The organism is Aequorivita sediminis (assembly GCF_032080575.2).
Classification (GTDB): Bacteria; Bacteroidota; Bacteroidia; order Flavobacteriales; family Flavobacteriaceae; genus Aequorivita; species Aequorivita sediminis.
The window spans coordinates 24,775-50,909 of record NZ_JAVLSO020000003.1 but is presented as its reverse complement, the minus strand read 5'-3'; the positions used below and the strand labels follow the sequence as shown (position 1 = coordinate 50,909).

The 26,135-nt window shown below is 33.4% G+C and carries 25 protein-coding genes and 1 riboswitch; of the genes, 15 read left to right on the top strand and 10 right to left on the bottom strand.

All coding sequences use genetic code 11. The features are described from left to right. The first annotated feature begins 5 nt into the window (after window positions 1-5). Together RT250_RS06340 and RT250_RS06335 are read left to right on the top strand one after the other, a co-directional pair. Window positions 6-1,340 carry a DUF58 domain-containing protein gene (locus tag RT250_RS06340; protein ID WP_313113143.1) on the top strand — a complete coding sequence of 445 codons (1,335 nt, stop codon included), beginning with the start codon at window positions 6-8 and terminating at the stop codon, window positions 1,338-1,340. Between the two features lie 117 nt (window positions 1,341-1,457). Next, on the top strand, window positions 1,458-2,396 hold the full coding sequence (locus tag RT250_RS06335; protein ID WP_313113141.1) for a hydrogen peroxide-inducible genes activator: 939 nt from the start codon (window positions 1,458-1,460) through the stop codon (window positions 2,394-2,396). Window positions 2,397-2,469: 73 nt separating this feature from the next. Here RT250_RS06335 and RT250_RS06330 read toward each other — a convergent pair whose 3' ends face one another. Then, window positions 2,470-3,525 (bottom strand): DUF5074 domain-containing protein, encoded by a 1,056-nt coding sequence (locus RT250_RS06330; RefSeq protein ID WP_313113140.1) that lies wholly within the window; start codon window positions 3,523-3,525, stop codon window positions 2,470-2,472. 5 nt (window positions 3,526-3,530) lie between these two features. Next, window positions 3,531-5,363 (bottom strand): TonB-dependent receptor, encoded by a 1,833-nt coding sequence (locus RT250_RS06325; RefSeq protein WP_313113138.1) that lies wholly within the window; start codon window positions 5,361-5,363, stop codon window positions 3,531-3,533. A gap of 30 nt (window positions 5,364-5,393) precedes the next feature. Continuing rightward, window positions 5,394-5,655, bottom strand: a riboswitch (cobalamin riboswitch). Between the two features lie 143 nt (window positions 5,656-5,798). On the opposite strand from RT250_RS06325, the gene RT250_RS06320 reads away from it, so the two are divergent. The 5 genes from RT250_RS06320 (at window position 5,799) to RT250_RS06300 (ending at window position 10,633) form a co-directional block, all read left to right on the top strand. After that, complete coding sequence (locus RT250_RS06320; protein WP_313113136.1) at window positions 5,799-6,947, top strand: ABC transporter substrate-binding protein; 1,149 nt, start codon at window positions 5,799-5,801, stop codon at window positions 6,945-6,947. Next, a complete protein-coding gene (locus tag RT250_RS06315) occupies window positions 6,947-7,978 on the top strand; it encodes a FecCD family ABC transporter permease (RefSeq protein WP_313113134.1) in 1,032 nt (343 codons plus the stop codon). The genes RT250_RS06320 and RT250_RS06315 overlap by 1 nt, the downstream gene beginning before the upstream one ends. Next, window positions 7,978-8,772: an ABC transporter ATP-binding protein gene (locus RT250_RS06310; RefSeq protein ID WP_313113133.1), complete on the top strand. Its 795-nt coding sequence runs from the start codon at window positions 7,978-7,980 to the stop codon at window positions 8,770-8,772. Before RT250_RS06315 ends, RT250_RS06310 begins: the two co-directional genes overlap by 1 nt. 97 nt (window positions 8,773-8,869) lie before the next feature. Beyond that, on the top strand, window positions 8,870-10,180 hold the full coding sequence (locus tag RT250_RS06305) for a DNA recombination protein RmuC (protein WP_313113131.1): 1,311 nt from the start codon (window positions 8,870-8,872) through the stop codon (window positions 10,178-10,180). An 84-nt stretch (window positions 10,181-10,264) separates the two neighbouring features. Then, window positions 10,265-10,633, top strand: a complete 369-nt coding sequence (locus tag RT250_RS06300) for a DUF8785 domain-containing protein (RefSeq protein ID WP_313113129.1) — start codon at window positions 10,265-10,267, stop codon at window positions 10,631-10,633. A gap of 36 nt (window positions 10,634-10,669) precedes the next feature. Here RT250_RS06300 and RT250_RS06295 read toward each other — a convergent pair whose 3' ends face one another. From RT250_RS06295 to rpmH, 3 genes are all read right to left on the bottom strand, one after another. After that, window positions 10,670-11,245, bottom strand: a complete 576-nt coding sequence (locus RT250_RS06295) for a T9SS type A sorting domain-containing protein (RefSeq protein WP_313113127.1) — start codon at window positions 11,243-11,245, stop codon at window positions 10,670-10,672. Window positions 11,246-11,328: 83 nt separating this feature from the next. Further along, window positions 11,329-14,181, bottom strand: a complete 2,853-nt coding sequence (gene carB / locus RT250_RS06290) for a carbamoyl-phosphate synthase large subunit (RefSeq protein WP_313113125.1) — start codon at window positions 14,179-14,181, stop codon at window positions 11,329-11,331. A gap of 104 nt (window positions 14,182-14,285) precedes the next feature. Continuing rightward, window positions 14,286-14,447, bottom strand: coding sequence for a 50S ribosomal protein L34 (rpmH, locus tag RT250_RS06285; RefSeq protein WP_139856453.1), 162 nt, complete (start codon window positions 14,445-14,447; stop codon window positions 14,286-14,288). A gap of 199 nt (window positions 14,448-14,646) precedes the next feature. Here rpmH and RT250_RS06280 point away from each other — a divergent pair, with 199 nt between their 5' ends. From RT250_RS06280 to RT250_RS06270, 3 genes are all read left to right on the top strand, one after another. Beyond that, complete coding sequence (locus RT250_RS06280; protein WP_313113123.1) at window positions 14,647-15,534, top strand: DUF6263 family protein; 888 nt, start codon at window positions 14,647-14,649, stop codon at window positions 15,532-15,534. 1 nt (window position 15,535) lies between these two features. After that, window positions 15,536-16,105 carry a DUF2892 domain-containing protein gene (locus tag RT250_RS06275; RefSeq protein WP_139856451.1) on the top strand — a complete coding sequence of 190 codons (570 nt, stop codon included), beginning with the start codon at window positions 15,536-15,538 and terminating at the stop codon, window positions 16,103-16,105. A 112-nt stretch (window positions 16,106-16,217) separates the two neighbouring features. Continuing rightward, window positions 16,218-16,919, top strand: a complete 702-nt coding sequence (locus RT250_RS06270; RefSeq protein ID WP_313113120.1) for a TlpA family protein disulfide reductase — start codon at window positions 16,218-16,220, stop codon at window positions 16,917-16,919. Window positions 16,920-16,961: 42 nt separating this feature from the next. On the opposite strand, the gene RT250_RS06265 is transcribed toward RT250_RS06270, so the two are convergent. Together RT250_RS06265 and RT250_RS06260 are read right to left on the bottom strand one after the other, a co-directional pair. Further along, window positions 16,962-17,882, bottom strand: coding sequence for a lytic transglycosylase domain-containing protein (locus tag RT250_RS06265; RefSeq protein ID WP_313113118.1), 921 nt, complete (start codon window positions 17,880-17,882; stop codon window positions 16,962-16,964). 60 nt (window positions 17,883-17,942) lie between these two features. Further along, complete coding sequence (locus RT250_RS06260; RefSeq protein WP_313113116.1) at window positions 17,943-18,602, bottom strand: alpha/beta hydrolase; 660 nt, start codon at window positions 18,600-18,602, stop codon at window positions 17,943-17,945. A gap of 241 nt (window positions 18,603-18,843) precedes the next feature. Here RT250_RS06260 and RT250_RS06255 point away from each other — a divergent pair, with 241 nt between their 5' ends. Next, entirely contained in the window at window positions 18,844-19,143 is a 300-nt protein-coding gene (locus RT250_RS06255) for a GNAT family N-acetyltransferase (RefSeq protein ID WP_313113114.1), read from the top strand. Window positions 19,144-19,218: 75 nt separating this feature from the next. Here RT250_RS06255 and mtaB read toward each other — a convergent pair whose 3' ends face one another. Then, window positions 19,219-20,586 carry a tRNA (N(6)-L-threonylcarbamoyladenosine(37)-C(2))-methylthiotransferase MtaB gene (gene mtaB / locus RT250_RS06250; protein ID WP_313113899.1) on the bottom strand — a complete coding sequence of 456 codons (1,368 nt, stop codon included), beginning with the start codon at window positions 20,584-20,586 and terminating at the stop codon, window positions 19,219-19,221. Between the two features lie 247 nt (window positions 20,587-20,833). Here mtaB and RT250_RS06245 point away from each other — a divergent pair, with 247 nt between their 5' ends. Continuing rightward, window positions 20,834-22,453 carry an ABC transporter substrate-binding protein gene (locus RT250_RS06245; RefSeq protein WP_313113112.1) on the top strand — a complete coding sequence of 540 codons (1,620 nt, stop codon included), beginning with the start codon at window positions 20,834-20,836 and terminating at the stop codon, window positions 22,451-22,453. Continuing rightward, complete coding sequence (locus tag RT250_RS06240; RefSeq protein ID WP_313113110.1) at window positions 22,454-22,729, top strand: hypothetical protein; 276 nt, start codon at window positions 22,454-22,456, stop codon at window positions 22,727-22,729. On the opposite strand, the gene RT250_RS06235 is transcribed toward RT250_RS06240, so the two are convergent. Together RT250_RS06235 and RT250_RS06230 are read right to left on the bottom strand one after the other, a co-directional pair. Further along, window positions 22,726-23,901, bottom strand: coding sequence for a GlmU family protein (locus RT250_RS06235; RefSeq protein ID WP_313113108.1), 1,176 nt, complete (start codon window positions 23,899-23,901; stop codon window positions 22,726-22,728). The two genes, RT250_RS06240 and RT250_RS06235, sit on opposite strands and share 4 nt — an antisense overlap. 230 nt (window positions 23,902-24,131) lie before the next feature. Further along, window positions 24,132-24,413, bottom strand: a complete 282-nt coding sequence (locus RT250_RS06230; protein ID WP_271393226.1) for a type B 50S ribosomal protein L31 — start codon at window positions 24,411-24,413, stop codon at window positions 24,132-24,134. A gap of 215 nt (window positions 24,414-24,628) precedes the next feature. Here RT250_RS06230 and RT250_RS06225 point away from each other — a divergent pair, with 215 nt between their 5' ends. After that, window positions 24,629-25,156, top strand: a complete 528-nt coding sequence (locus RT250_RS06225; RefSeq protein WP_313113106.1) for a DUF4199 domain-containing protein — start codon at window positions 24,629-24,631, stop codon at window positions 25,154-25,156. An 8-nt stretch (window positions 25,157-25,164) separates the two neighbouring features. Next, window positions 25,165-26,112 (top strand): glycosyltransferase family 2 protein, encoded by a 948-nt coding sequence (locus tag RT250_RS06220; protein ID WP_313113104.1) that lies wholly within the window; start codon window positions 25,165-25,167, stop codon window positions 26,110-26,112. Window positions 26,113-26,135: the final 23 nt, after the last annotated feature.

Below are 26,135 nucleotides of genomic sequence, written 5' to 3'. Positions count from 1 at the left end.
ATAAATTGAAAAAATTCCTTAAAAGCTTATACTTAAAACAGCGATTTTTTATCGTGCTGTTCTCACTTGTAGTTTTATTTGTGGGGGCGTATTTCTTTCCGGAATTCTTTAGCGTAATTAGGCTATTTTTCTATTTGTTTATACTAGCAGTAGTTTTTGACATTTTCGTACTCTATCGAAATAAAATTGGAATACAGGCTTACCGAATTTTACCTGAAAAACTTTCCAATGGCGACGAAAATCCGATTGAAATAAAAGTTATTAATCGATATCAATTTAAAGTTTCACTAAAAATTATTGACGAATTACCCGTACAATGGCAGATTCGTAACTTTAAAATTGAAGCGATATTAAATCCTTCAGAAGAGAAAACTTTCACCTATCAAGTTAGACCCACAGTGCGTGGCGAGTATCACTTCGGAAACTTGAATGTATTTACTTCTTCGGTATTAGGACTAGTTGCACGAAAGCAGCTGTTTGCGGCAGAAGGTATGGTTCCTAATTATCCATCATTTCTTCAGCTTAAAAAATATGATTTTATAGCTTTTTCCAATAAACTAAAATTATTTGGCCTTAAAAAAATAAGGAGAATTGGCCACACTATGGAATTTGAACAGATTAAAGACTATAATATTGGAGACGACATAAGAAACATTAATTGGAAGGCTACTGCCAAGCGCAATAATCTAATGGTTAATCAATTTCAGGATGAAAAATCGCAGCCAGTTTATTCTGTAATTGATAAAGGAAGGGTAATGAAAATGCCATTTAATAATTTAAGCTTATTAGATTACGCTATAAATTCGACTCTTGTAATTTCTAACATTGTATTAAAGAAGCACGATAAAGCTGGAATGTTCACTTTTTCAAGAAAAGTAAGCGATAGAGTTATAGCCCAACGTAGAAATGCGCAAATGCATTTAATTTTGGAAACACTTTACAATATTGAAACAGATTTTTCAGAAAGCGATTTTTCTCGTTTATATGTAGATGTAAAGCAACATATTAAGCAACGAAGCCTTTTATTACTTTATACAAATTTTGAAACCATGGATGCGCTTCATCGCCAATTGCCGTATCTACAAGCAATAAACAAAACACATCTGTTGGTTGTTATTTTCTTTGAAAACACTGAATTAAAATCATTTTTAAATAAGGAAGCGAAAACCACGCATCAAATTTTTGAAAAGACAATTGCCGAAAAATTCATTTATGAAAAGAAACTTATCGTAAATGAGCTTCACAAATACGGAATTCAATCGATTTTAACTTCACCGGAAAACCTTACGGTAAATACTATCAACAAATATTTAGAGATTAAAGCCAGAGGGATGATTTGATTAATAATTTCAATTTCAAATATTTATTCATTTCATCACAACCAAGCCTGCTTTTATCTTAAGGCAGAAATAGAATTATTTGATAATAGAGTTATATTTGTATAAATAAAGTTTACAATGACAATTACTCAATTAAAATATGTATTGGCTGTAGCAGAGAGCCAAAACTTTACAAAGGCCGCTGAGAAAACTTTTGTTACTCAGCCTACGCTTAGTATGCAGATTCAAAAATTGGAGGAAGAACTTGAAATTCAAATTTTTGATCGTACAAAAAAGCCGATTGAACTTACCGCTGTTGGTCAAAAAATAGTTGAACAAGCCCGTAATATCGTTAACGAATCTGAACGAATGCAGGATGTTGTAGATCAGGAAAAGGGCTTTATTGGTGGTACTTATAAACTGGGTATTATTCCCACAGTAATGCCAACATTACTTCCTATGTTTTTAAAAATTTTCTCAAGTCGTTATCCAAAGGTTCAATTAAAAATTGAGGAGTTGAATACAGATGAAATAATCACTAAGATTAATGATGGATATTTAGATGCGGCCATTGCTGCAACTCCTTTAAAACAGGAAAGAATTAAAGAACGCCCTATATATTACGAGCCGTTCGTAGCCTACATCCCAGAAAATCACCGATTAGCATCTAAAGATACTATAGAAGCAAAAGATTTAGACATTGAAGATGTATTATTACTAGAAGATGGGCATTGTTTTAGAGATGGAATAATTAACCTGTGTAAAGCTTCGAAAAATGGTAGCTTCGAAAAGTTCCAACTTGAAAGCGGTAGTTTTGAAACACTTGTAAAGCTGGCTGACGAAGGTTTAGGGATGACACTTCTACCCTACCTTCACACATTAGATGTTTCCCCTAATCAAACCATAAACTTAAAATACTTTAAAGAACCGTCTCCTGCTCGTGAGGTAAGTTTAATTTACAGTAAAAGTGAACTTAAAATGCAAATCACTAATGTGCTATACGACGTTATATCAGGTATAATTCGCGGTGCGATAGCTTTTCAAGATGTTAAAATAATTAGTCCTTTAAAGAAATAATAAGCAAACACTTCTAAACTAAAAAGTCCATTTGAAACTAATCAAATGGACCTTTTTGGCTATATAAAAACAATTAATTGTTGAAATAAATTCCACCAGGAACTATTCCTGTTTGAAAATCCTGTATTTGTTGATTTGTAGAAAGGTCATAAATATATAGCGAACCTTTACTAGCAAAATCACCCGCGTCGGTAGCGTAAAGCTTACCATCATTAGCTTGTAGTGCATAAAAGTATCCTTCAATAATGTCTATTCCTGGTAATGTTACTGATGAAGCATTTACCTTGTAAACTTTGCCATCTAAGCTGTAAAACAAGTTATCGCCGTCGATTGTTAAATTACTTGGGTGTTGTGTTGTTTCAAAAGCAAAAGTTTCTGAAACTTGCCCAGATGATAGATCAATTTTCACCAACGAACCTGCAGTTTCAGTTCCTGCATAGCTAGGCATTCCTCCGCAAAGTACATAAAGATTATTGTCTTTAACTACCATCGAATTTGGAACATCACCTACAGTAATAGTACTCTCTACAGTAGTTCCAGAAATTACAGAAATTAAATTATTTTGTCCATAACCACCTTGGTGAGCTACATATACTTTATTGTTGTGAGAAATCATTTTTTCTGGTCCAAACCCTACTGAAATATTCGCAGAAATTTCATTTGTTCTCAAATCAACAACAGCTACATAATCATCAGAGTTGTCGTTCGGATCTCCCCAATTTGTAACATATCCCTTATTCCCGTCAATACTTTCAAAAAATCGTGGATTAACAAGTCCGGTTGTAATAGAGTCTATAGCTTCAAAACTATAACGGTTAGCTACCATTATTTTATTCGAGTTATTTACAACTATGTAAGCGTTTTCGTTATTAAAACCCATTGATTGTACAATATTCCCAAGTTCATTACCATTCACAGTTCTATAAATATTCTGTGAAACAGTTGCATAATCGTTAGATATATAAGTTATAGAACCACTTCCATTCATAAATGGCCCTTCGTTTGTTACAAGAACACCATTCTCATATTCAGCAGGTTCATAATCTGGCTGAATGTCGTCGTCACTACTACAAGCGACAAAGAATAATGTGGTTAGCGCGAAAAAGATTGATTTTTTTATTGTTTTCATTTTGGTTATATATTAAAATTTAAAAATATTTCTATGTTTCTTGATGGCATGGGTCTGTAGGCTACATTTTCATAATAGGTATTAAAAACATTTTTCACCCGACCGCCTAATTTTATATTTGGATTAAGAGGAAATGTGTAATCTGCACCAAGATTAAACAAACTATAAGCATCCACCACATCACTGTTATCGGTAGTTGTAAAAGCTTCTCCATTAAACAATCCTTGTAAATAAATTGAAAGCTTTTTATAGCTATATGTTACCGAACCAGCTGCTTTGTGATAAGGTACGTAGATTAATTGTTTCTCTTTTTTCAAATCCTTAGCCTTAGTATAGGAATAGTTGGTATTTAAATTTAAATACTGTGATTTCCCTACTTCCACAGTATAGTCAAAAGTAACTTCAGCTCCAAAGTTTCTAGTTTCACTTATATTTTCAGGTTCCCAAATACCACCACTTCTTGGGGTCCATTTAATTAAATCCTCAGATTCAATGAAATAAGCAACAACATCAACATTAAGTTTGCCAAAAGAAATTTCTTGCCCTAATTCTACTTGGTATGAAGTTTCTGGCTTTAAGTCAACATTTCCACCGGCATACCAATAAAGGTCGTTAAATGTTGGGATTCTGTAGTTTTTAGAACCATTTATTCGAAGTGAATAAACGTTGGAAACCTTATATTTTGCATCTGCTGAATACAGAATCGGGTTGTTATAATCATTTAGAAACTCTTTTCTAATGTTTAATCCATAGTTAAAATCATCTGAAACTTTATGATTTAACAATAAAACTGCAGCCAAGGTTCTACGGGAATTATCGCCAACATTATCACCGTTTCCATTTAATAAAGTGTATTCAGCTTTTCCGTTTAATCTAATTTTATTTTTAAATAACACCTCTGTTTGCAATCCACCAATAAAAGTATTTGCTTGACCTTTATCGTATTTTGATTTTTGACTATCTGGAATATACCTAAACTGTTCGTACAGGTGTGCAAAACTAGCTTTTGTATTAAATATTCCTATATGTTTTTGTAACTGCCATAAATTTCTGGTTGCAATATCTTTGTATGCATCTTTTCCTATAGTACTCAAGCTACCAGAAAAATTTCTATCGTTGTACACATACTCCGAATTCCAAGTAACAACACCATTTCTTATACGTCGAGCTTCATTTACTTTGGCTGAAAAACGTAAAAACTGCCCGTGTTTATTTATTTTATCCTTTCCTACATAGTCATAATCATTTTCTGAACGTAAAAAGTCTACACCTACATTTAGATAATGATTATCCCAAGTTTGAGTAGTATTTGCATTTGCAGCTATAGTAGAAAAGCTTCCGTAGCGCAATCCTACATTGGTTTTATTTATTTTTTTAAAAGTATACGTATTGTTTAGATGAATACTACCACCTACGGCTCCACTTCCATATTGAACTCCTCCACCACCACTTCGAATTGATATTTCATCGTAGTTTAAAGGAGAAATCACGTTAAAATCAGTTTGACCTGTAAAAATTGAATTTATACTAATTCCATTCCAAATAACTGCAGTTTGCGAAGCATTTGTTCCTCTAAATGATGGAGATGAAACCATCCCAAATCCATTCTCTTTAAAATAGATTGAAGAGTTATATGTAAGTGTTTCAGTTAATGATGTAGCGTTTCGTTCAACAATCGAATCATTTACTTTTTCAACCTTAAATCCTTTAGAAAAGTGTACAAGTTTTGAGTCGGTAAGCAATACTTCAGGTAACTGCTGAATAGTATCCAATTGTGCCACAACTGAAGTTGAACACAAGAAAATAGCCAAAATAATATGGTATTGTAGATTTTTCATAATTCAACCTTTATCCCGAAAGTTTGATATTTTTATGTTATGTATCTGGCAGGTCTCCTGGCTTGTCTTTTGTGCTACCTTCCCATCTCTACGATTATGAAGACAGTGGTTTTGAAGTATGCACGCCTCAAATTACATCGAGGCAGACTCACAGTTGCGGGAACAGCATAGGATTATTGATTTTATTTTATAATGCCGAATTAAACATTCGAGTAAAAAGCATTAAAATCGTTTACCTATTTCCCTTTTAAGAGCATTTTTAAATATGCTCACCAAAATTCGATGCAAATATAGTCGTTAATTTCAGCGTTGAAAAGAAATTATAGTAAAGATTAGTTATTGAAGTCTCTGAATAATATTTAAAAAATAAGCTATTGAATCTTTCTACAACTTTGTGATACCTTTGCGCATATCGAAAACATTAAATAGCCAATAATGCCAAATTTTAAAAATCTTGTTGTTTTATTCTTTTTCACTTTAGTATTTGTCTCTTGTAAAAATGAAACTAAAGAATCTATTAAAAGTGTTTCAGTTAAAGGTGAAAAACTGGAAGTAAAATATGCTAAGGGCTTTGAAATTGAAGCATTCGAAGGTTATAAAACTATTACTTTAAAAAATCCTTGGCCAGGGACCGATAAAATTTTTACCTATGCTCTTGTTGAGAAAAATGCCTCCCTACCAAATCCAAAAAGCTATGATGCAGTGGTTGAAATTCCCATTGAGCAAATAGTTGTAACTTCTACTACTCACATTCCTTCATTAGAAATGTTAGGTGAAATAAATGCTTTGATTGGTTTTCCTAATTTAAACTATATCTCTTCGGAAAAGACTAGAGATCGAATTTCAAACAATGAAATTAAAGAGTTGGGTAAAAATGAAGATATAAACACTGAAATTCTTATCAATCTTTCTCCCGATGCTGTTATTGGTTTTGCTGTTGATGGTAACAACTCTGCGTTTTCAACAGTAGAAAATGCAAGAATTCCTGTTCTTTACAATTCAGATTGGACAGAGGTTTCCCCTTTAGGAAAAGCTGAATGGATAAAGTTTTTTGGTGTACTTTACAACAAAGAAAAAGAAGCCGACAGTATTTTCAGTAAAATTGAATCGGAATATAATTCTGCTAAAAATTTGGCTTCTAAAGCTAAAAATAAGCCGACCGTAATTAGTGGTGCTATGTACAAAGATGTTTGGTATATGCCACAGGGAAATAGTTGGGGCGCACAGTTTATACAAGATGCGGGCGGAGATTACCTTTGGGTAGATTCTGAAGGAACCGGAAGCCTTTCTTTAAGTCTAGAATCGGTATTGGACAAAGGTATTGAAGCAGATTTTTGGATTGGCCCAGCGCAATTTAATTCTCTAGAAGAATTAAATGAAAGCAGTAAAGCTTATACCCAATTCAAAGCATATAAAACTGGGAAAGTATATTCTTATAGTATGAAAAAAGGTGAAAAGGGAGGTGTAATTTATTACGAATTAGCTCCAAATAGACCAGATTTAGTGCTAAAAGATTTAATTAAAATTCTACATCCTGAAATGTTGCCAAATCATAAATTTCATTTTTTCGATAAACTAAATTAATGCAGACTTCGCCATCATATCGAATTCATTTTTTGGTACTTCTACTAGCGCTGCTCGCTGCATTTTTGGTTAATTTGAGTATGGGTTCTGTTTCAATTCCACTTAAAGAGATTATTTCGGTATTTATTGGAAAAGGCTCAACAAAGGCTACTTGGGAATATATACTAATTGATTATCGGCTCCCAAAAGCAATTACAGCAATGCTAGCAGGAGGCGGATTAGCAATTTCGGGATTGTTGATGCAAACCTTATTTAGAAATCCTCTAGCAGGTCCATTTGTTTTAGGTTTAAGCAGTGGAGCAAGCTTAGGAGTTGCTATTTTAATTTTAGGCGCAAGTGCATTTGGAGGCTTTTTTGGAACAATGTTACTAAGCCAATGGAGCTTAGTTATCGCTTCTGCTTTAGGTAGCTTTTTAGTGTTGTTGGCAGTGTTAGCTGTAACATTCAAAATAAAGGATACTATGGCTATTTTAATTATCGGACTTATGTTTGGGAGTGTTACTACAGCGGTAGTTTCGGTACTCTCATATTTTAGTAATGCAGAGCAGTTACAGCAGTATATTTTTTGGTCATTTGGCAGCTTAGGAAATCAGTCTTGGCAAGGTGTTACTATATTAAGCATATGTTTTTTAGCCGGGCTAATCTTGAGCATCATAAGTAGTAAGTCTTTAAACACTCTACTACTAGGAGAAAACTATGCGAAAAGTATGGGAATTCACATTAAAAAAACAACCTTTATAATAATATTAGCAACAAGTGTTTTGGCAGGAGGAATTACGGCTTTTGTAGGCCCGATTGCCTTTGTAGGTTTAGCAGTACCGCATTTGGTACGACAGTTTTACAAAACTTCAAATCACCTAATTCTACTTCCAGCTGTTCTGCTTTGTGGGAGTTTATTAATGTTAATCTGCGACACTATTGCTCAATTACCCTTTAGCGAGTTCACCTTACCAATTAATGCAATAACCTCATTAATAGGTGCCCCGGTAGTAATTTGGCTTTTAGTTCGTAAACGTAAATTATTTTTTTAATGGCTTCAGAAGAAAAAAATATCATTTTAGAAGCTAAAAATCTTGCTGTTGGCTACTCCAATAAAAAGAGGGATTCTGTTATTGCTAAAGAGATTAACTTTTCAATTAACAAAGGTGAATTAGTTGGACTTGTAGGCGCAAATGGAATTGGGAAATCTACCCTCTTGCGAACATTAACTGGTATGCAACCCCCATTAAAAGGCGATGTGTTTCTGAATGAAAAACACATAAACAACTATACTTCTTTTGAGCTTGCAACTGAATTAAGCGTTGTGTTAACTGAAGCTCCAGCTTCTAAAAACTTATCCGTTTTAGAAATGATTTCTTTGGGTAGGCAACCGTATACCAATTGGATTGGCATGCTAACAGAAGAAGATAAAATTGCCATAAATTTTGCTTTAGAAGCAACTGAAACTACTACTCTAGCCCATCGAAAATGTTTTGAACTAAGTGATGGACAGATGCAACGAGTAGCTATAGCAAGAGCAATAGCGCAGGATACTCCCATAATTATTCTAGACGAACCAACAACACATCTCGATATTTATCATCGCGCTTATGTTCTAAAGTTATTAAAGAAGCTAGCTTCAGAAACCCAAAAAACGATATTCTTTTCTACCCACGAAATAGATTTGGCAATTCAACTTACAGATAAAATGTTATTAATGTCAAAAGGTGAAAATTATTTTGAAAGTCCGTGTAAACTAATTGAATCGGGAAAATTCGATGCTTTATTTCCAAAAGAAACCATAGATTTTGATAGAAAAACTGGACGTTTTATTATTAAAAGTTAATGGGTTTTAAAAATTCCGATTACTTTTAACTTCTTATCTTTATTCAAAATCGAAAAAAGCTGAAACATCCTTACCATAATAACTTAATTCTACAAAATTGAACGAAACCCTTGTATTCTTACTAATTGCAGTAGCCTGCCTTTTTATTGGAGCATTAATTGGCGGCTATTTTGCTCGTTTAAAAAGCAAAGTTGAAACTAGTAAAATTGAAGAAAGACTTCAAAATGCTAAGAAGTTAGAAGACCAATTAAATGAAAGATTAAATACCCTTACTTCTGAAAAAGAACTTCTACAAAAAGAAAAGGAACTGCTAAACATTCAGTTATCTCGTCAAAGTGCAGAGTACGATGCACTTTATGCTGAGTTGAATAAGGAAAAGGAACGTTTTAACAACTTCGAGAAAGACTTTGAAACTAAATTTTCAGTATTAGCTGATAAAATTTTGATTGATAAAACTGAAAAATTCACTGAAACCAACAAAGAAAATATTGAGGGAATACTAAAACCATTGAATCAAAAAATTAAAGAATTTGAAGAGAAAGTTGGGAAAAACAATATTGATTTTGTAAAAACACATGCAGAATTAGGGAAACAACTTCAATTACTTAATGAGCAAAATATAAAAATTAGTCAAGAAGCCGATAATCTTACAAAAGCATTAAAAGGCGATTCGAAGATTCAGGGGAATTGGGGTGAAATGATATTATCTAGGGTTTTAGAAGAGTCTGGTTTAGAGAAAGGTCGTGAATACACAATTCAAGACAGCCATGATAATCCTGAAGGTGGGAGATTGCAAACCGATGTTATCATTCATCTTCCCGATGGTAAAAAAATGATAATCGACAGTAAAGTTTCACTTACCGATTTTGAAAGATACGTTTCGGAAGAAGATGAAAAAATGAAGCCTGTTTATCTTAAAAAACATATTGATTCCATTAAAAAACACATCCTTACCTTAAGCGAAAAAAAATATTATCACGCTATTAATGACAGTCCAGACACCATTTTTATGTTTGTTCCCATCGAACCAGCATTTGCAATTGCAGTTGCCAATCAAAAAAACTTATACCAAGAAGCTTTTAAACGAAAAGTTATGATTGTTACACCTTCTACGCTTTTAGCCGCTTTGCGATTGGTAGAAAACTTGTGGGAGAACGACAACCAAAAGAAAAACACTCTTGAGATAGCAACAGAAGCCGGTAGACTTTATGATTCGTTTGTTAGTCTGCTAGATGAGCTAAACAAGATAAAAAGGCAATTAGGCACTGTTCAAGGCTCTTTTGACAATGCTTTGGTAAAACTTGAAGGAAAAGGAAATTTAGTGAGAAGAGTAGAAAAACTAAAAAAGCTTGGCGCGATTACAAGTAAAAATATTGATCAACAATTATTGAAAAACTCTGAGGAATAAATAAGGCAGAAATGTGAAATAACACTATATTTTTTTGACAAATATCCTCTTTTAGTCCACACAAAATTTATGTACATTTATTGAATGAAAAAAATTCTATTCATAATTCTAGGAAGTTTAACAGCATTGTTTATTCTTTACTTTGCATTTTTATATTATGTACCCTATAGTGAAGGAACTCGTGCTGGAGAATTAATAAAATTTAGTAATCGTGGAGTGGCGATAAAAACCTGGGAAGGTGAGATTAGTCAAGGTATTAGCGGTGCTCAAATATTTTCTTTTTCTGTTTTAGACAAAAACAAAGAGGTTATCGAAAAGCTAAAAGAATATCAAGGCAGCTATGTTAAGGTAACCTATATTGAACGCTATGCTTCTTTTGCAATTTGGGGAGACACAAAATATTTCATTACGAAAGTAGAAAAAGAAAATTCGCCCCATTTTAACCGAAATTAACCTGAGGCGAATTTTATTTATTGAATCCTTAGTTGACTATTTTTTAGCAATCTTCAAAGTTGTTTGCATACTTCCTGAAATTACTTTCAGAAAATAAAACCCACTGTTAAGTCTACTCATATCCACTTGAACGTAATTACTTCCTCCTTTTCCTTCAGAAATTAAGGATCCTAAAACATTGTAAATTTGATAACTATCTACTTTAAAAATTGAAGCAATAGTCAAATCTGTTTTTACTGGATTTGGATAAAAGTTTAGATTTTTAATAAACTTATCTTCAGTTGAAAGTTTATTTACTACCGTTACTTTGCCCCGTAATGTCGAATTACCGTGACTTTGATATTCGGTTACACCCGTTTTATTGAAGGTATATGAAAATCGGCTTTTTGAATCGGTTAACAATCCACTATCAAATTCTTCACTTCCTCCGTAAATACTGCTAACACTTTTTTGAGAATTATCTTTCCAAGTCCACAAAACTGTATCACCAACTTCTATAGTAGGACTTGCCACAGATTCATTAATTCCTTGTCCCCATGGAATTTCCACAACATTCTGCGCAGTGAGAATGTTTACGGTTAAAAAAAATAAGAACAAAGTAATTTTATTCATAAAAGTTTGACTTGACGAGTTAACAATCTAATTTAATCAAAAAAATTAACATAAAAAATAGATATTCAAGAAGAATACGGGGTCTATTTACTTAAATACATTTTTCTCCTTGCGTATAAATCGTAAAAAGCATCGTCCTTTAAGCTATCAATAAATAAGATACTCTCTCCTGTACTTTTCATTTCAGGCCCTAGTTGCTTATTTACATTAGGGAACTTATTGAAACTAAACACAGGTTGCTTAATAGCAAATCCTTCAAGTTTTGGATTAAAGTCAAAATCAGTTACTTTATTATGACCTAGCATTACCTTGGTTGCATAGTTTACATAAGGTTCGCCATAGGCTTTAGCAATAAATGGAACCGTTCTAGATGCACGTGGGTTTGCTTCAATAATATAAACTATATCATCTTTTATTGCAAACTGTACATTTATAAGCCCTACAGTTTTTAAAGATTTCGCAATTTTTATGGTGTGATCTTTTATTTGCTGCAACACAAATTCTCCAATATTAAATGGAGGCAATGTGGCGTTAGAATCTCCAGAGTGAACTCCACAAGGTTCTATATGCTCCATTATTCCAATTATATATACATTTTCACCATCACAAATTGCATCTGCTTCTGCTTCAATTGCACCGTCTAAATAATGATCTAGAAGTAATTTATTATTTGGAATAGTACGAAGTAAATCTACAACGTGCTCCTCTAATTCTTGTTTGTTGATTACAATTTTCATTCCTTGACCTCCTAATACGTAAGAAGGACGAATTAATAATGGGAAGTCAAGTTCATCAGCTAGTTTTAGCGCTTGATCTGTAGTTTCAGCTACTCCGAATCTTGGGTAAGGAATATCATTTTCTTGTAAAAGTTTTGAGAAACTTCCACGATCTTCAGCCAAATCAAGTGATTGATATGTTGTTCCAATTATATTAATTCCATATCTGTCCAGCTTTTCAGCAAGTTTCAGTGCTGTTTGACCACCTAACTGAACAATTACCCCTTCTGGTTTTTCGTGACGAATAATATCGTAAATATGTTCCCAGAAAACTGGTTCGAAATACAGTTTATCAGCAACGTCGAAATCTGTAGAGACAGTTTCTGGGTTACAGTTAATCATTATTGTTTCATATCCACATTCTGCAGCAGCTAAAACACCGTGCACACAGCAGTAATCAAATTCAATACCCTGCCCTATTCTATTTGGACCTGAACCAAGAACAATAATTTTCTTCTTATCGGTTACTATACTGTCATTTTCAGCATATGGCTTCTCGCCCTCACGCTGCATATCATTCTCAAAAGTTGAGTAATAGTAAGGAGTTTCAGCTTTAAATTCTGCCGCACAAGTATCTACTAATTTATAAACGCGTTGAATATTCATCTCCTCACGCTTTGTATAGATTTGGCTTTCTAAGCATTTCAACATATGAGCAATCTGACGATCCCCATAACCTTTTTGCTTGGCTTCCAATAACAATTCTCTTGGAAGTGTATCTAAAGTGTAGCTAGAAATTTCTTTTTCAAGAAGGAAAAGTTCTTCATATTGACGAAGGAACCACATATCAATTTTAGTGATCTCGTGAATTCTACTTAATGGAATTCCAATTTGAATAGCGTCGTAAATCACAAAAACACGATCCCAGCTCGCATTTTTCAACTTATCTAGAATCTGCTCGTAATTGGTATATCCTTTTCCGTCAGCTCCAATTCCGTTTCGTTTAATCTCAAGCGATTGCGTAGCTTTATGAAGTGCTTCTTGGAAAGATCGGCCAATACCCATAACCTCTCCAACTGACTTCATTTGAAGCCCTAAAGTGCGGTCTGATCCTTCAAACTTATCGAAATTCCAACGTGGAATTTTTACAATTACATAATCTAAAGTAGGCTCAAATAAAGCCGAAGTAGATTTAGTAATCTGATTGTTTAATTCGTCAAGGTGATAACCAATCGCAAGTTTTGTAGCTATTTTAGCAATAGGATATCCTGTTGCTTTAGAAGCTAAGGCAGATGAGCGTGAAACACGAGGGTTGATTTCAATTGCAATAATTTCTTCATCGTTATCTGGGCTAACTGCAAACTGCACATTACAACCGCCGGCAAAATCACCAATACTACGCATCATATGAATTGCCATATCGCGCATTTTTTGGAAAGTGCGATCGTTTAGCGTCATTGCAGGTGCAACTGTTATAGAGTCACCCGTATGAATTCCCATCGGATCCATATTTTCAATTGTACAAATAATTACAACGTTGTCGTTGTTATCACGTAACAATTCTAATTCGTATTCTTTCCAGCCTATTAAAGCTTTGTCTATCATAACCTCGTGTATTGGAGATATTTCTAGACCTTGCGATAAAAGTTCGTCAAAATCTTCTTCTCTATGAACAATAGAGGCTCCAGCCCCACCAAGGGTGTATGACGCTCTAATAACTAAAGGAAAACCAAATTCCTGAGCTATCTCCTTACCTTCTAAATAAGAAGTTGCAGTAGCCTGTGGTGCCATACCTACTCCAATCTTCTCCATCAATTCTCTAAACTGCTCTCTATCTTCAGTAATATTTATTGCGTCTATATCTACACCAATAAGTTTTACATTAAAATCCTTCCAAATTCCTTTTTCATCGGCTTCAATACATAAATTTAATGCTGTTTGCCCACCCATAGTTGGCAATACTGCATCAATTTGAGGGTGCTCCTTTAGAATTTTGACAAGTGATTTTGTTGTAAGCGGTAGTAAATAAATATGATCGGCCATTGAAGGGTCGGTCATAATTGTAGCTGGATTACTATTAATTAAAATAGTTTCGATACCATCTTCACGCAATGAACGTAAGGCTTGCGAACCAGAGTAATCGAACTCACAAGCTTGTCCAATTACGATAGGCCCAGAACCAATAATTAAAACGGATTTAATGGAGGGATTTTTAGGCATTTTTTAAAAGGTTTTTTTTAGTGTCGCAAAATTACGACGCTCTTGGGTATAAAAAAAGGTGTTGCTTAGATAAACAACACCTTTTTATTTATAACTTATAAACATTATTTTTTGTGACGGCCTTCTGATGAAACAGAAAGTTTCTTTCTGCCTTTCGCTCTGCGGGCAGCTAATACTTTTCTTCCGTTTACAGAAGCCATACGCTCTCTAAAACCGTGTTTGTTTTTTCTTTTTCTCTTTGATGGCTGAAATGTTCTTTTGCTCATTTTAATATGCTTTAACTTCTGTAATATTTTTTTTAAATACCACTTTACTTAAAGTGGGCGTGTTTACCGTAGCTTTTTATCTGCTTAGGCGGGTGCAAATATACAATCAATTTTTATTTTCCCAAATCTAAATATCAATTTATTTTTATTTGTTTTTCATACCTTTGTCGGCCTTTATAAACTCTCATAGTTTCAACCAATGAAATCAATCTACTACATAGTCTTTTTTTTAATTTTAGGAAGCTTACACAATGTAACTGCACAAGAAAAACTTCAGTACAATTTTAAAAAGGGAGATGTATTTATGATTGAACAAAACGCTATTCAAAATATAACTCAAAATATTGACGACAACCAACACCTTATGACCAATACCTTATACGGGATTTTTAAGATGGAGGTTGTAAATGTTTTAGACAGTAAGTTTGTATTAGATGTTAACTTTGAAACTTTCAAATTAAAAATAGACTCCAATATTTACGGTGTGTTAACGGATATTGACACTAGTATTCCTGCAAATGACGACAATATAGAGGCAAAAATTTTTGAGGGCTTAGTGGGACCAAAGTTTCAAATGATTTTATTGCCAACCGGTGAAATAGAATCTATTACTGGAACTGAAAATCTTGTTGAAGGTATGATAAATAATACTGAAGATATCGATGATTTCACCAAAGCAATGATGAGAAAAAGTGTTGAAAAGGAGTTTAACAACCATGATATGGTTGAAAGCATGCAACAGTTTACATTTATTTATCCTGAAAAATTAGTGAAAATTAATGAAACTTGGGAAAATACTTACACTGGTGATTTTACAGCGAATAACACTTGGATGTTGAAGAATTACTCAACAACAAAAATCAACCTTGAATCTGATGCGATAACTAAGCTAAATACCACTGAAGATTCTGTAATTATGGAATTATCTGGTAATCAAAAAACAAAAGCTGTTACAAACTCAGCTACTGGATTCATTGAAACGATGACCGTTACTCAGCAATTAGAAGGAGTATCTATTGCTCTGGACATGAACAATATAGAAATACCTACAACGCTAACATCTACAATAACTTACAAATCATTATAAAATGTTCAACAAAAACATAAAACTAGTTTTAGCTGCATTAATTATAGGAGCAGCAGTATGGCAATTTACAGAAACAAATATTGGGAATGGAATTATGCTTATTCTCCTCTCTTTAATATTCGTTTTTCTATATTTTAAAAATGAAATTATCCTACTTGCATTTCTTAGACTGCGTAAACAAGATTTTGCGGGTGCCAAAAGTTGGCTAGATAAAATTAAAAACCCTTCAAGCGCATTAGTTCCTAAACAAGAAGGCTACTACAACTACTTAAACGGGTTGATGGTTTCCCAAACCAATATGGTTGAGGCTGAAAAATACTTTAAAAGAGCTGAAACTTTAGGTCTAAATATGGACGCAGACATGGCAATGACAAAGTTGAATCTTGCTGGAATAGCGATGACAAAAAACCGTAAGAGAGATGCTGAAAAGCTCATGGAAGAAGCAAAAAGACTTGACAAGCACAATATGCTAGACGATCAGATTAAGATGATGAAGCAGCAAATGAAAAAAATGGGGCAGCCAAGACAACAATTCGGCGGCGGTCGCGGAAGAGGTGGAAGACGCTTCTAATCCCACACATAAAACCAAACCTATTTTTAAGTTTTAACAATATAAATGAACTTAACTCATTTATATTGTTAAAACTTTATTTTTTTATTACCTTTAAGCAAAGCAAATGCTTATGGGTAGAAAACTACTATACGTCCTCTTTCTATTTTCTTTTTTAGCGCAATCACAGGTTGAGCAACACACTTATTTATCTGAAGCCATTGGAAAGAATATAAAAAAATACACTAAAAATTCTGAGAAAGCATATTACAATCAGGATTTTAAACGTGCGGATTTCTTATTTGACTCCCTCATAAAGCATGTAGTTACCGGTAGCTATTTAGACAATTTTAAGGTCAGAAAATTATCGGGACGGAAAATTCAACTTCATAAGTTTGAAAAACCAATGTTTTTAATGACCTATGCATCTTGGTGCACACCTGGTTCAGGCGAAATTCCTGCGCTGAATGAAATTGCTGAAGAAAACAAAAACACTATTGATTTTGTTATTCTGTTTTGGGATTCAAAAGAAAATGTACGCAAGGTTGCAAAAGCCTATTCAAAAAATATTAACATCATATATATAGACGAGAAAGAAAACACCAACAATCATATTATTGAAGTAATGAAGCATAGCTTAGGTTTCCCGACTTCATTTTTTATGGACAAGGATAAACGCATAGTCGATGTTCGTAGAGGCACACTCCACCCTTACAATGAAAAGTACGAGATTTCATATCAACTAAATTTTAACTCATTCTTAAACGGAATAACCTTACTTAAAAATTTTAATATTCAAAACAATCAACAATTAGTGGTAAAAGAAAACCCGTAAAATTATTTTACGGGTTAACTGTTTTTTAACTACCTCCAGATGTTATTGATAATAGCCATTTTCGGGAATTTCAACAAAATATTCTTTTCCTGAGGCATTTTTTAAATAAGTATCTCTAAGCCAAGGATTGTGAATTTTCAAAATTTTATAATTGATACCATAAGGCTTAACCCATTCTGCCCAATCTTTAACTGCAGTATCTACCATTACTTTGTAAGTAGGGATTGTTTGGTATAAATCCTTTTCTCTGAAATTGAATCCATACTTCTTAGGGTTACTCATTATTTCTTTAATAGCAATTATCCTAAAAACATACCTACTCGTTTCATCGTTTAGTAGTAAGTCGTAGTAACCAGTTTCTTTCTGTCTGTTAATTTGCTTATTCATTCCTCCAACACCTGCGTTATAAGATGCAGCTGCCATAGTCCAACTCCCAAAGCGCTCTTTAGACTTTTTAAGGTATTCTGCTGCAACCATAGTTGCTTTTTCTAAATTGTAACGCTCATCCACGTAATCGTTAATTTCGAGGCCATATTCCAAACCTGTACCTTTCATAAAATGCCAAATCCCACTTGCTCCAGCAGGAGAACTCTTATACTCTAAAGCACTTTCTGCTACTGCCAAATATTTAAAATCATCAGGTAATCCATACTTTTCCAATAATGGTTCTAGTAAAGGGAAATATTTGTTTGCTCTTTTGAACAACAACAAACCATTAGATTGCCAATATGCATTTACCAGCAACTCTCTATCTATTCTTTCTCGAATATCAGGATTGTGTAATGGAACTTCTTCTCCTGCAAAATCCAATTTATCTGGAATTGGCAAGGCGTAAACATTGTAATCGTTTATTATCTTTTTTTCTAAAAATTCATCTGTTTGAGTGTCTTGAACAGCATTGATACTAATAGCACTTACTGCTAAAATCACAACTCCTACACCAATTTTACTAATCAATTTCATAATGTTATAATTTTGGTTAAAGATACTGAAATAAGAAACCTTCAGAAAATAATGAATAGATTATTCTTCAATAAGATCGAAGAGTATTTTTGATATTTTTCTTGCTTTATTTAATATCATTATGTGAGTTCCTCCCTTAATTATAATTGAGCCATTGATATATTTAATAGGAAATACATGGTCTTTTTCACCGTGAATATGAATAATTCCTTCTCTTGCTTCTGTATTATTCCACGTAATCATTTTTTCTAATGCCCAGTCTAAATATCGCTTGTCTCGAACGTGAAGATATTCTTGGTAAAGCGTTAATCGTTTTTTAGATTTTGGACCTACAGAGAGTTTTGTTAGATCATCTACACTTAACACTAAACTTGTAGGGATTAATTTATAAGCTTTTGTTAGACTAGCTAATTTCATTCTACGCGGAAGTTCTTTGCTAGTTTTCACACTTGAAATTATCACTATCTTTTTAGGATTGTAGAAGTTGCACATTTCTTGCACTACTACTCCCCCAAAAGAAACACCTATTAGAATCGCATCTGGCTCCTTAATTCGGCTAGCCATTCTTTTAGCATAATTAGCTAACGACTCCTCTTTTTCAGGAATTAACCACTCCAATACATGTGTTTCATAATTATCTGGAAAGGTAAGATTTTTAAATATTTCGGCTCCAGCGGCCATTCCTGGAACAAAATAAATGTGATTTTTTTGATAACTCATAAGTCTTTTAAGAAGAAAATGGTAAAGCCCAAAGATATTTCGTAAATTTACACATACCAATTTATCATTCTTGCGAAGGATCTGTTAAACTAATTATATTTCTTACAATAGGTTACTTTGAAAACAACTCTAACCAAATTAAATAAGATTCTATTAAACCCTCATTCTATTCTGTGATTTGAGCTGGCAAAGATATTTGACAAACATAATAATTCTTGATATAATACTTAAATAACTCTGTATGACTGAAGATGTAGCAATTACCGATAACGAATTTTTAAGACAATTTGAACTTGAAATTGACGGCAAAATGGCGCGTATTGAATACGCACTTCAAGACCGAAAAATATTCCTAACAAAATACGAAATGCCTCAAGAGTTAGAAGAACAAGGGTATCGTGAAGTTTTTATTGAAGCTGTTTTTAAAGAAGTAAAAGATAGGGAAATAAGCCTAGTGCCTACGAGCCCTGAAATAGTTGGATTTATGCGCAAAAATCGTAGGAAATACAAATCATTACTTCCTGTTGGAATTAACATTTAATCTTAATAAAAAACAATTGCGCTAGCGTTTTAAATGCTAGCGCAACTATTTATTATTATATTCCAATTTAATAATCTAAGTGTCTTGAAGTGTCGTATAAGCTACTTCAGATTCAACATTTTCAAACCTAACTAACCCATCTTCATCAATTTTAGTTAGCGTTATTTCTTGTAATGTATTTACCAATTCAGGATTCCATGGTGCTTTTACTTTAACGTAATTTTCAGTAAACCCGTGAATATAGCCTTCTTTATTTTCGCCTTCAAAAAGTACGGTGTGAGTAGTCCCAAGCTGACTTTCATAAAACGCTCTTCTCTTTTTGGCTGAAAGTCCTCGCAACATCTTACTGCGCTTATTTCTCACTTTTTTAGGTACAACATCTTCCATTTCGGCAGCAGGAGTATTATCTCTTTCAGAATAAGTAAAAACGTGTAAATACGAGATATCTAATTCGTTTAAGAAGTGGTATGTTTCTAAAAATCGCTCATCAGTTTCTCCTGGGAAACCAACAATAACATCAACACCAATACAAGCATCTGGCATAACCTCGCGAATCTTTGCCACTCTTTCAGTATACAACTCACGCATATACCTACGACGCATAAGCTTTAAAATATCATTACTTCCACTTTGAAGCGGTATATGAAAATGAGGTACAAAAGTTCTCGATTTTGAAACAAACTCAATAGTTTCATTTTTAAGTAAATTCGGCTCTATAGAAGAAATACGAAGTCTTTCAATCCCTTCTACCTCATCTAATGCTTTTACGAGATCTAAAAATGTGTGTTCGTGTTTTTTATTTCCAAACTCACCTTTTCCATAATCTCCAATATTTACTCCTGTTAAAACTATTTCTTTAATTCCTTGTTGCGAAATTTCAAAAGCATTCTTTAAAACATTTTCTAAAGTATCACTTCTTGAAATTCCCCTAGCTAAAGGAATTGTACAATACGTGCATTTATAATCACACCCATCTTGAACTTTCAAAAAAGCACGAGTTCTATCTCCAATAGAATAAGAACCCACATAAAAATCTGCTTCTTCAATTTCACAAGAATGCACTTCACCTGTACCTCTACTGCGCTCTGGACGTGATAAAAGGTCATTTAAGTATGATGTTAATTTAAATTTTTCAGTAGCTCCTAAAACCAAATCTACACCATCAACATCTGCCAATTCGTGTGGCTTAAGTTGTGCGTAACATCCAATTGCGGCAACAAAGGCATCGGGATTAACTTTCTGCGCTTGTTTTACAATAGTTTTAAAACGCTTATCTGCATTTTCAGTTACACTACAGGTGTTAATCACATAGATATCAGCATTTTCTGAAAAGTCTACACGTTTAAATCCTTCTCCTTCAAAACCTCTCGCAATAGTAGAAGTTTCGCTGAAATTTAATTTGCAACCTAGGGTGTAAAAAGCAACTTTCTTATTTCTCTCCATCATGAAAATTATTACGGCAAATATACGGTATTCTCTTTTAATTAGTAGATGTTGAATGCATGCCGTTAAATGATGTTTTTAAGTCTAAATTAAACATCAATCGACATTAAAAACATAATTTAAAATGCACTCGGCAACTTTTGGCCAACACCTAACTTTTTTAGATATCATTTTTATTTTCCGCTATTATATCCTCCAAAAAAGGCAATAAACATCTATATTCGTGCATTCGTGGTGACATTTAGTTATGATTAGAATTCTCTTATTTATTACAATAATATTTTCAATACTTTCTTGCCAAAAGAAAGCAGAAACTGAACGTGATCATCTGGTGTTTCGTTATAATGAACACGGAAACATTCCCACATTAGACCCTGCTTTTGCTCGTAATCCGCAGGCAATTTGGCCAGATAATCAACTTTACAATGGCCTGGTACAACTAGATGATTCGTTAAATATTAAACCCGACATTGCAAAACGTTGGACTATTGACGATTCAACAAACACCTATACCTTCCACCTTCGTACAGATGTTTATTTTCATCAGAATAGAGCTTTTGCACAAGAAGGTACAGAAAATTCAAAGCGATATACAAGAAAAGTAGTAGCTGAGGATTTTGTTTATAGCTTTGATAGACTCTTAGATGAAAGTGTGGCTTCTTCTGGAAGTTGGGTTATGAATAACGTAAAAAGTTATAAAGCCGAAAACGATTCAACCCTAATAATAAGTTTAAAAAAACCGTTCCCTGCATTTCTTGGATTGCTTTCAATGCGATATTGTTCTGTAGTTCCTAAAGAAGCTGTAGAGTATTACGGAAATGAATTTAGAAGAAATCCTGTAGGCACCGGTCCTTTTCAATTTAAGATGTGGGAAGAAAATGTGAAATTAGTTTTTACCAAAAATCCGCTTTATTTTGAGCGTGATGAAAATGGAGAAAGACTCCCTTATCTAAAAGCTGTTGCAATTACATTTCTTCCCGATAAACAAAGTGAATTCTTGCAATTTGCTCAAGGTAAATTAGATTTTATCTCCGGTTTAGATGGGAGTTATAAAGATGAGTTATTAACTACCGAAGGAAAACTTCAGTCAAAATATAACAATATGGCCTATATGATTACGGGGCCATATTTAAATACAGAATACTTAGGTATTTTTCTAGGAAGCAAAACAACCGAAATACAAAACAAGGCCTTACGCCAAGCCATAAATTACGGTTTCGACCGTAAAAAAATGGTGACTTATTTACGAAACGGAATGGGTATACCTGCCATTCACGGCTTTATCCCAAAAGGGTTACCAGGTTATGAAGAAATAAATGGATACACTTACCAACCAGAAAAAGCAAAGCAATTAATAGAACAATACAAAATGGAAACTGGCGATTCAAAACCTGAAATAACTATTGGCACAAACAGTCAATATCTAGATATATGTGAGTATGTTCAACGAGAATTAGAAAAAATTGGGATAAGCGTAACAATAGATGTGATGCCTCCTTCTACACTTAGGCAAATGAGAAGCAGTGGAGAACTTGATATTTTTCGAGGTAGTTGGATTGCAGATTATCCTGATGCTGAAAACTATTTATCGCTTTTTTACAGCCAAAATTTCACACCTAATGGGCCAAATTATATGCACTTCAAAAATGAAGTGTACGATAGTCTTTATGTAAATTCACTTTCCGTTACAAATATTGACGAGCGTAAACTACTTTACACAAAAATGGACTCCATTATAGTTGAGGAAGCACCTGTAGTGCCTTTGTTTTATGATATGGCAGTGCGTTTTGTAAATAATAAAGTTTCTGGTTTAGGCATTAATCCTCAGAACTTTCTAATTTTAAAAAAGGTCAAAAAAGAAAAGTAAATGGGATTTGGAAGTTCAGGGATGATTCAATCTATTCGCAATAATGCGAAGCAGCTCGTCAAACGAAAAAGTTACTTTGAAAAAGATGTTGATTCTAAAAGTGTAAACTCAAAGAAAATTGTAGATCATAAAAAAATGTCTCCTGCTCAGTTTATGGCTTTTAAACAGCAATTAAAAGAAAACGAATTACGCCGCCAAAAACGATTAATTGTGATCTTTGGCGGCGTAATGACTATAATATTAAGTGTGATTATTTACTTCTTATTTTATCATTAATCCTTCCTCCACTTTGCCGTTTCTTCAAATACGTGTTCTAATATTTTCTTATCTGTGTCGGTAAACTCAATATTTCTACGACTCATTACTACTTTAGCTACTTCAAAAGCTTTACTTGTTTTATAAGTTGTAAAACCACTGCTTCCACCCCAACTAAAACTTGGCACAAAATTTCGTGGAAATCCACTACCAAAAATATTCGTACTTACACCTACAACAGTCCCCGTATTAAACATTGTATTGATACCACATTTACTGTGATCACCCATCATTAAACCACAAAATTGCAATCCTGTTTTTGTAAACCCTTCAGTTTCGTAATTCCATAGACGAACTTCAGCGTAATTATTCTTTAAATTTGAATTATTTGTATCGGCACCTAAATTACACCACTCTCCTAATACAGCATTTCCTAAAAACCCGTCGTGACCTTTATTTGAAAAGCCGAAAATTACTGAATTATTCACTTCACCTCCTACCTTGCTATGTGGCCCTATAGTTGTACCTGAATATATTTTAGCACCCATTTTTAAGGTTGCATGTTCGCAAAGTGCAAACGGCCCACGCACTAACGATCCCTCCATAATTTCCGCATCCTTACCTATATATATAGGACCATCGGTGGCATTTAGTGTACAAAACTCAACTTTTGAACCTTCTTCAATAAAAATGTTCTCTGGATTTTTTGCCCAAACGCCATCCGGTATTGGTTGTGATTGTCTTCCCTCCGTTAGCATTTTAAAATCGCGTTCTATCGCTTCGCCATTTTTAGAAAAGATATCCCAAGTGTTTTCAATTCGCAACACATCTTTGTGCTCGTATTGGATAACGTCATAAGCATCAAAATCTACTTCCTGACCATCCGATGTGAAAAAAGCAAGCGGTTCATCATCAAAAAATACCGCTTGATTCTCCTCTAAATTTTTAATAATATTCACTAAATTTTGTGAAGGCAGAAAAGAAGCGTTTATAAAAATGTTTTTATCTAATTCTAGAAACGGATATTTATCTGAAAGATAATCTTCAGTTACTGTTGTCGTGGTAAAGCCTAAATAATGCTCCCATTTTTCACGAATGGTTAAAATTCCAACTCGGATATCGGCTACTGGCCGGGTAAAAGTAAATGGTAAAAGTTGATTGCGGACGTTTCCGTCAAAAAGAATATAGTTCATTTTAATTTTAGATTTTCGATATTAGGTCTGCTATACTTTAAAAAATCGTGGCAGTAAAAATACAAAACCAATTTTACTTAAAAATCTACAAGCGTCAATTAAATATAACAAAACAAAAAAGCCTTCGATTTCTCGAAGGCTCTTGTAAATTATCTATTTAGAATGGATTTAAAAATTTTAATAAATGATTCTGAAAGGTATCAGCATCAGTATTAAAATTGAATCGAAATCTACTCTTCAGTTTTTTCTGCTGCTTTTGCAGGTTTTTTGAACTTGTTGTATTTGTTTTTGAATTTATCAATACGTCCAGCAGTATCAATAAGTTTCGCTTTTCCTGTGTAGAAAGGGTGTGATGTACGTGAAATCTCCATTTTTACTAAAGGATATTCAACACCATCAACTTCAATAGTTTCTTTAGTATCAGCTGTTGACTTAGTAAGGAAAATTTCTTCGTTACTCATATCCTTAAAAGCAACTACTCTATAATTATCTGGGTGGATACCTTTTTTCATCTCTGTAATATTATTTTTTATAAATGGACTCTTCCGACCTTTCGGAATTGAGTTTGCAAATTTAATCAATAATTAGAAAATAGCAACAAAATATTGCACTTTTTTAATTGACACTAAATTCAGTTGCAAATGTAACGTTTTACTATCTTTGTTTACTAACAAACCGAACCTCTTCTACCACCAATTTTGGTAGATTATTAAACCAATTTATAATTATGGAAAATCAAACCGCATCAATAAAAAAAATCGCCCTTAATTTCGGGGTGCTTTTAGCTTTACTTTCAATTGTGTTACAAGTTATTTCATTTGTCCTTGACGCACATATAGATAGACCTTGGTGGCTTACCGTGCTACAATTAGTAATATCTATAGGCGTACTAGTTTATGGAATTAAAGCGTTTAAAAATGACAATGCTGGGTTTCTTACTATTCCTCAAGCTTTAAAAACAGGGTTAGCAATTAGCCTAATTGCAGGAGTTATATCAGTTATATTCAATTTTATTTTTATCTATTATATAGACCCTGACTTCATACAGAAAACATTAGATTTTTCTAGAGAGCAAATGATTACAGATTTCCCAAATATGACTCCAGAGCAGATTGAAAATAGCCTTGAAATTTCAGCTAAATTTATGACTCCTACTATAATGTCGGCAATGGGAATTTTAGCAACACTATTTTTCGGTTTTATAATATCGCTTGTTGCAGGGATGATTTTAAAGAAAAACCCACCACAACTTTAATTTACTGAATGAACATTTCCATAGTCATCCCACTTCTTAACGAAGAAGAGTCTCTTAATGAACTTTATCGCTGGATTACAACTGTAATGCAAGCAAATGGTTTCGCATACGAGCTAATTTTTATCGACGACGGAAGTACTGATGGTTCTTGGGATATAATCGAGAAAATTTCATCTGAAAATTCGGACGTAAAAGGTATTCGGTTTCAAAAAAATTACGGAAAATCTCAAGCACTCCACGCTGGCTTTGCAATGGCAAAAGGCGATGTAATTATCACTATGGATGCCGATTTACAAGATAGTCCTGAAGAAATTCCTGAATTATACAAAATGGTTACCGAAGAAGGTTTCGATTTGGTTTCAGGATGGAAAAAGAAACGATACGATTCTGTAATTAGTAAGAATTTACCTTCAAAGCTATTTAATTATGCTGCTCGCAAAACTTCAGGCGTAAAGTTACACGATTTTAACTGCGGACTAAAAGCGTACAAAAAAGATGTTGTAAAGAGCATTGAAGTAACTGGAGAAATGCATCGTTATATTCCAGTTTTGGCTAAAAACGCTGGTTTTACAAAAATTTCAGAGAAACCAGTTATACACCAAGCCCGTAAATACGGAACTACAAAATTTGGCGCTGAGCGTTTTATTCGTGGATTTTTAGACTTAATAACTATTTGGTTTTTATCTCGTTTTGGCAAGCGCCCAATGCACTTATTTGGAGCTTGGGGAGCTTTAATGTTATTTATCGGGTTTTGTTTTGCATTATACTTAGGTATAGACAAGCTGTTCTTAAACCCTACTGGTAGATTAATAGCTGAACGTCCAGAGTTTTTTATAGCCTTAACCGCGATGGTTTTAGGCTCACAACTTTTCCTAGCAGGATTTTTAGGAGAATTGATTCTTAGAAGCAAAAAAGAATCAAAAAACTATATAGTTAAAGAAGTAATAAACGCTTAAGATTTGTTAAAGAAGAAAGTACT

Coding starts and splice junctions, on each gene's coding strand:
- RT250_RS06335 (WP_313113141.1), top strand. CDS start 1,458: ATGACAATTACTCAATTAAAATATGTATTGGCTGTAGCAGAGAGCCAA.
- RT250_RS06330 (WP_313113140.1), bottom strand. CDS start 3,525: ATGAAAACAATAAAAAAATCAATCTTTTTCGCGCTAACCACATTATTC.
- RT250_RS06325 (WP_313113138.1), bottom strand. CDS start 5,363: ATGAAAAATCTACAATACCATATTATTTTGGCTATTTTCTTGTGTTCA.
- RT250_RS06320 (WP_313113136.1), top strand. CDS start 5,799: ATGCCAAATTTTAAAAATCTTGTTGTTTTATTCTTTTTCACTTTAGTA.
- RT250_RS06315 (WP_313113134.1), top strand. CDS start 6,947: ATGCAGACTTCGCCATCATATCGAATTCATTTTTTGGTACTTCTACTA.
- RT250_RS06310 (WP_313113133.1), top strand. CDS start 7,978: ATGGCTTCAGAAGAAAAAAATATCATTTTAGAAGCTAAAAATCTTGCT.
- RT250_RS06300 (WP_313113129.1), top strand. CDS start 10,265: ATGAAAAAAATTCTATTCATAATTCTAGGAAGTTTAACAGCATTGTTT.
- RT250_RS06295 (WP_313113127.1), bottom strand. CDS start 11,245: ATGAATAAAATTACTTTGTTCTTATTTTTTTTAACCGTAAACATTCTC.
- carB (WP_313113125.1), bottom strand. CDS start 14,181: ATGCCTAAAAATCCCTCCATTAAATCCGTTTTAATTATTGGTTCTGGG.
- rpmH (WP_139856453.1), bottom strand. CDS start 14,447: ATGAGCAAAAGAACATTTCAGCCATCAAAGAGAAAAAGAAAAAACAAA.
- RT250_RS06280 (WP_313113123.1), top strand. CDS start 14,647: ATGAAATCAATCTACTACATAGTCTTTTTTTTAATTTTAGGAAGCTTA.
- RT250_RS06275 (WP_139856451.1), top strand. CDS start 15,536: ATGTTCAACAAAAACATAAAACTAGTTTTAGCTGCATTAATTATAGGA.
- RT250_RS06270 (WP_313113120.1), top strand. CDS start 16,218: ATGGGTAGAAAACTACTATACGTCCTCTTTCTATTTTCTTTTTTAGCG.
- RT250_RS06265 (WP_313113118.1), bottom strand. CDS start 17,882: ATGAAATTGATTAGTAAAATTGGTGTAGGAGTTGTGATTTTAGCAGTA.
- RT250_RS06260 (WP_313113116.1), bottom strand. CDS start 18,602: ATGAGTTATCAAAAAAATCACATTTATTTTGTTCCAGGAATGGCCGCT.
- RT250_RS06255 (WP_313113114.1), top strand. CDS start 18,844: ATGACTGAAGATGTAGCAATTACCGATAACGAATTTTTAAGACAATTT.
- mtaB (WP_313113899.1), bottom strand. CDS start 20,586: ATGGAGAGAAATAAGAAAGTTGCTTTTTACACCCTAGGTTGCAAATTA.
- RT250_RS06245 (WP_313113112.1), top strand. CDS start 20,834: ATGATTAGAATTCTCTTATTTATTACAATAATATTTTCAATACTTTCT.
- RT250_RS06240 (WP_313113110.1), top strand. CDS start 22,454: ATGGGATTTGGAAGTTCAGGGATGATTCAATCTATTCGCAATAATGCG.
- RT250_RS06235 (WP_313113108.1), bottom strand. CDS start 23,901: ATGAACTATATTCTTTTTGACGGAAACGTCCGCAATCAACTTTTACCA.
- RT250_RS06230 (WP_271393226.1), bottom strand. CDS start 24,413: ATGAAAAAAGGTATCCACCCAGATAATTATAGAGTAGTTGCTTTTAAG.
- RT250_RS06225 (WP_313113106.1), top strand. CDS start 24,629: ATGGAAAATCAAACCGCATCAATAAAAAAAATCGCCCTTAATTTCGGG.
- RT250_RS06220 (WP_313113104.1), top strand. CDS start 25,165: ATGAACATTTCCATAGTCATCCCACTTCTTAACGAAGAAGAGTCTCTT.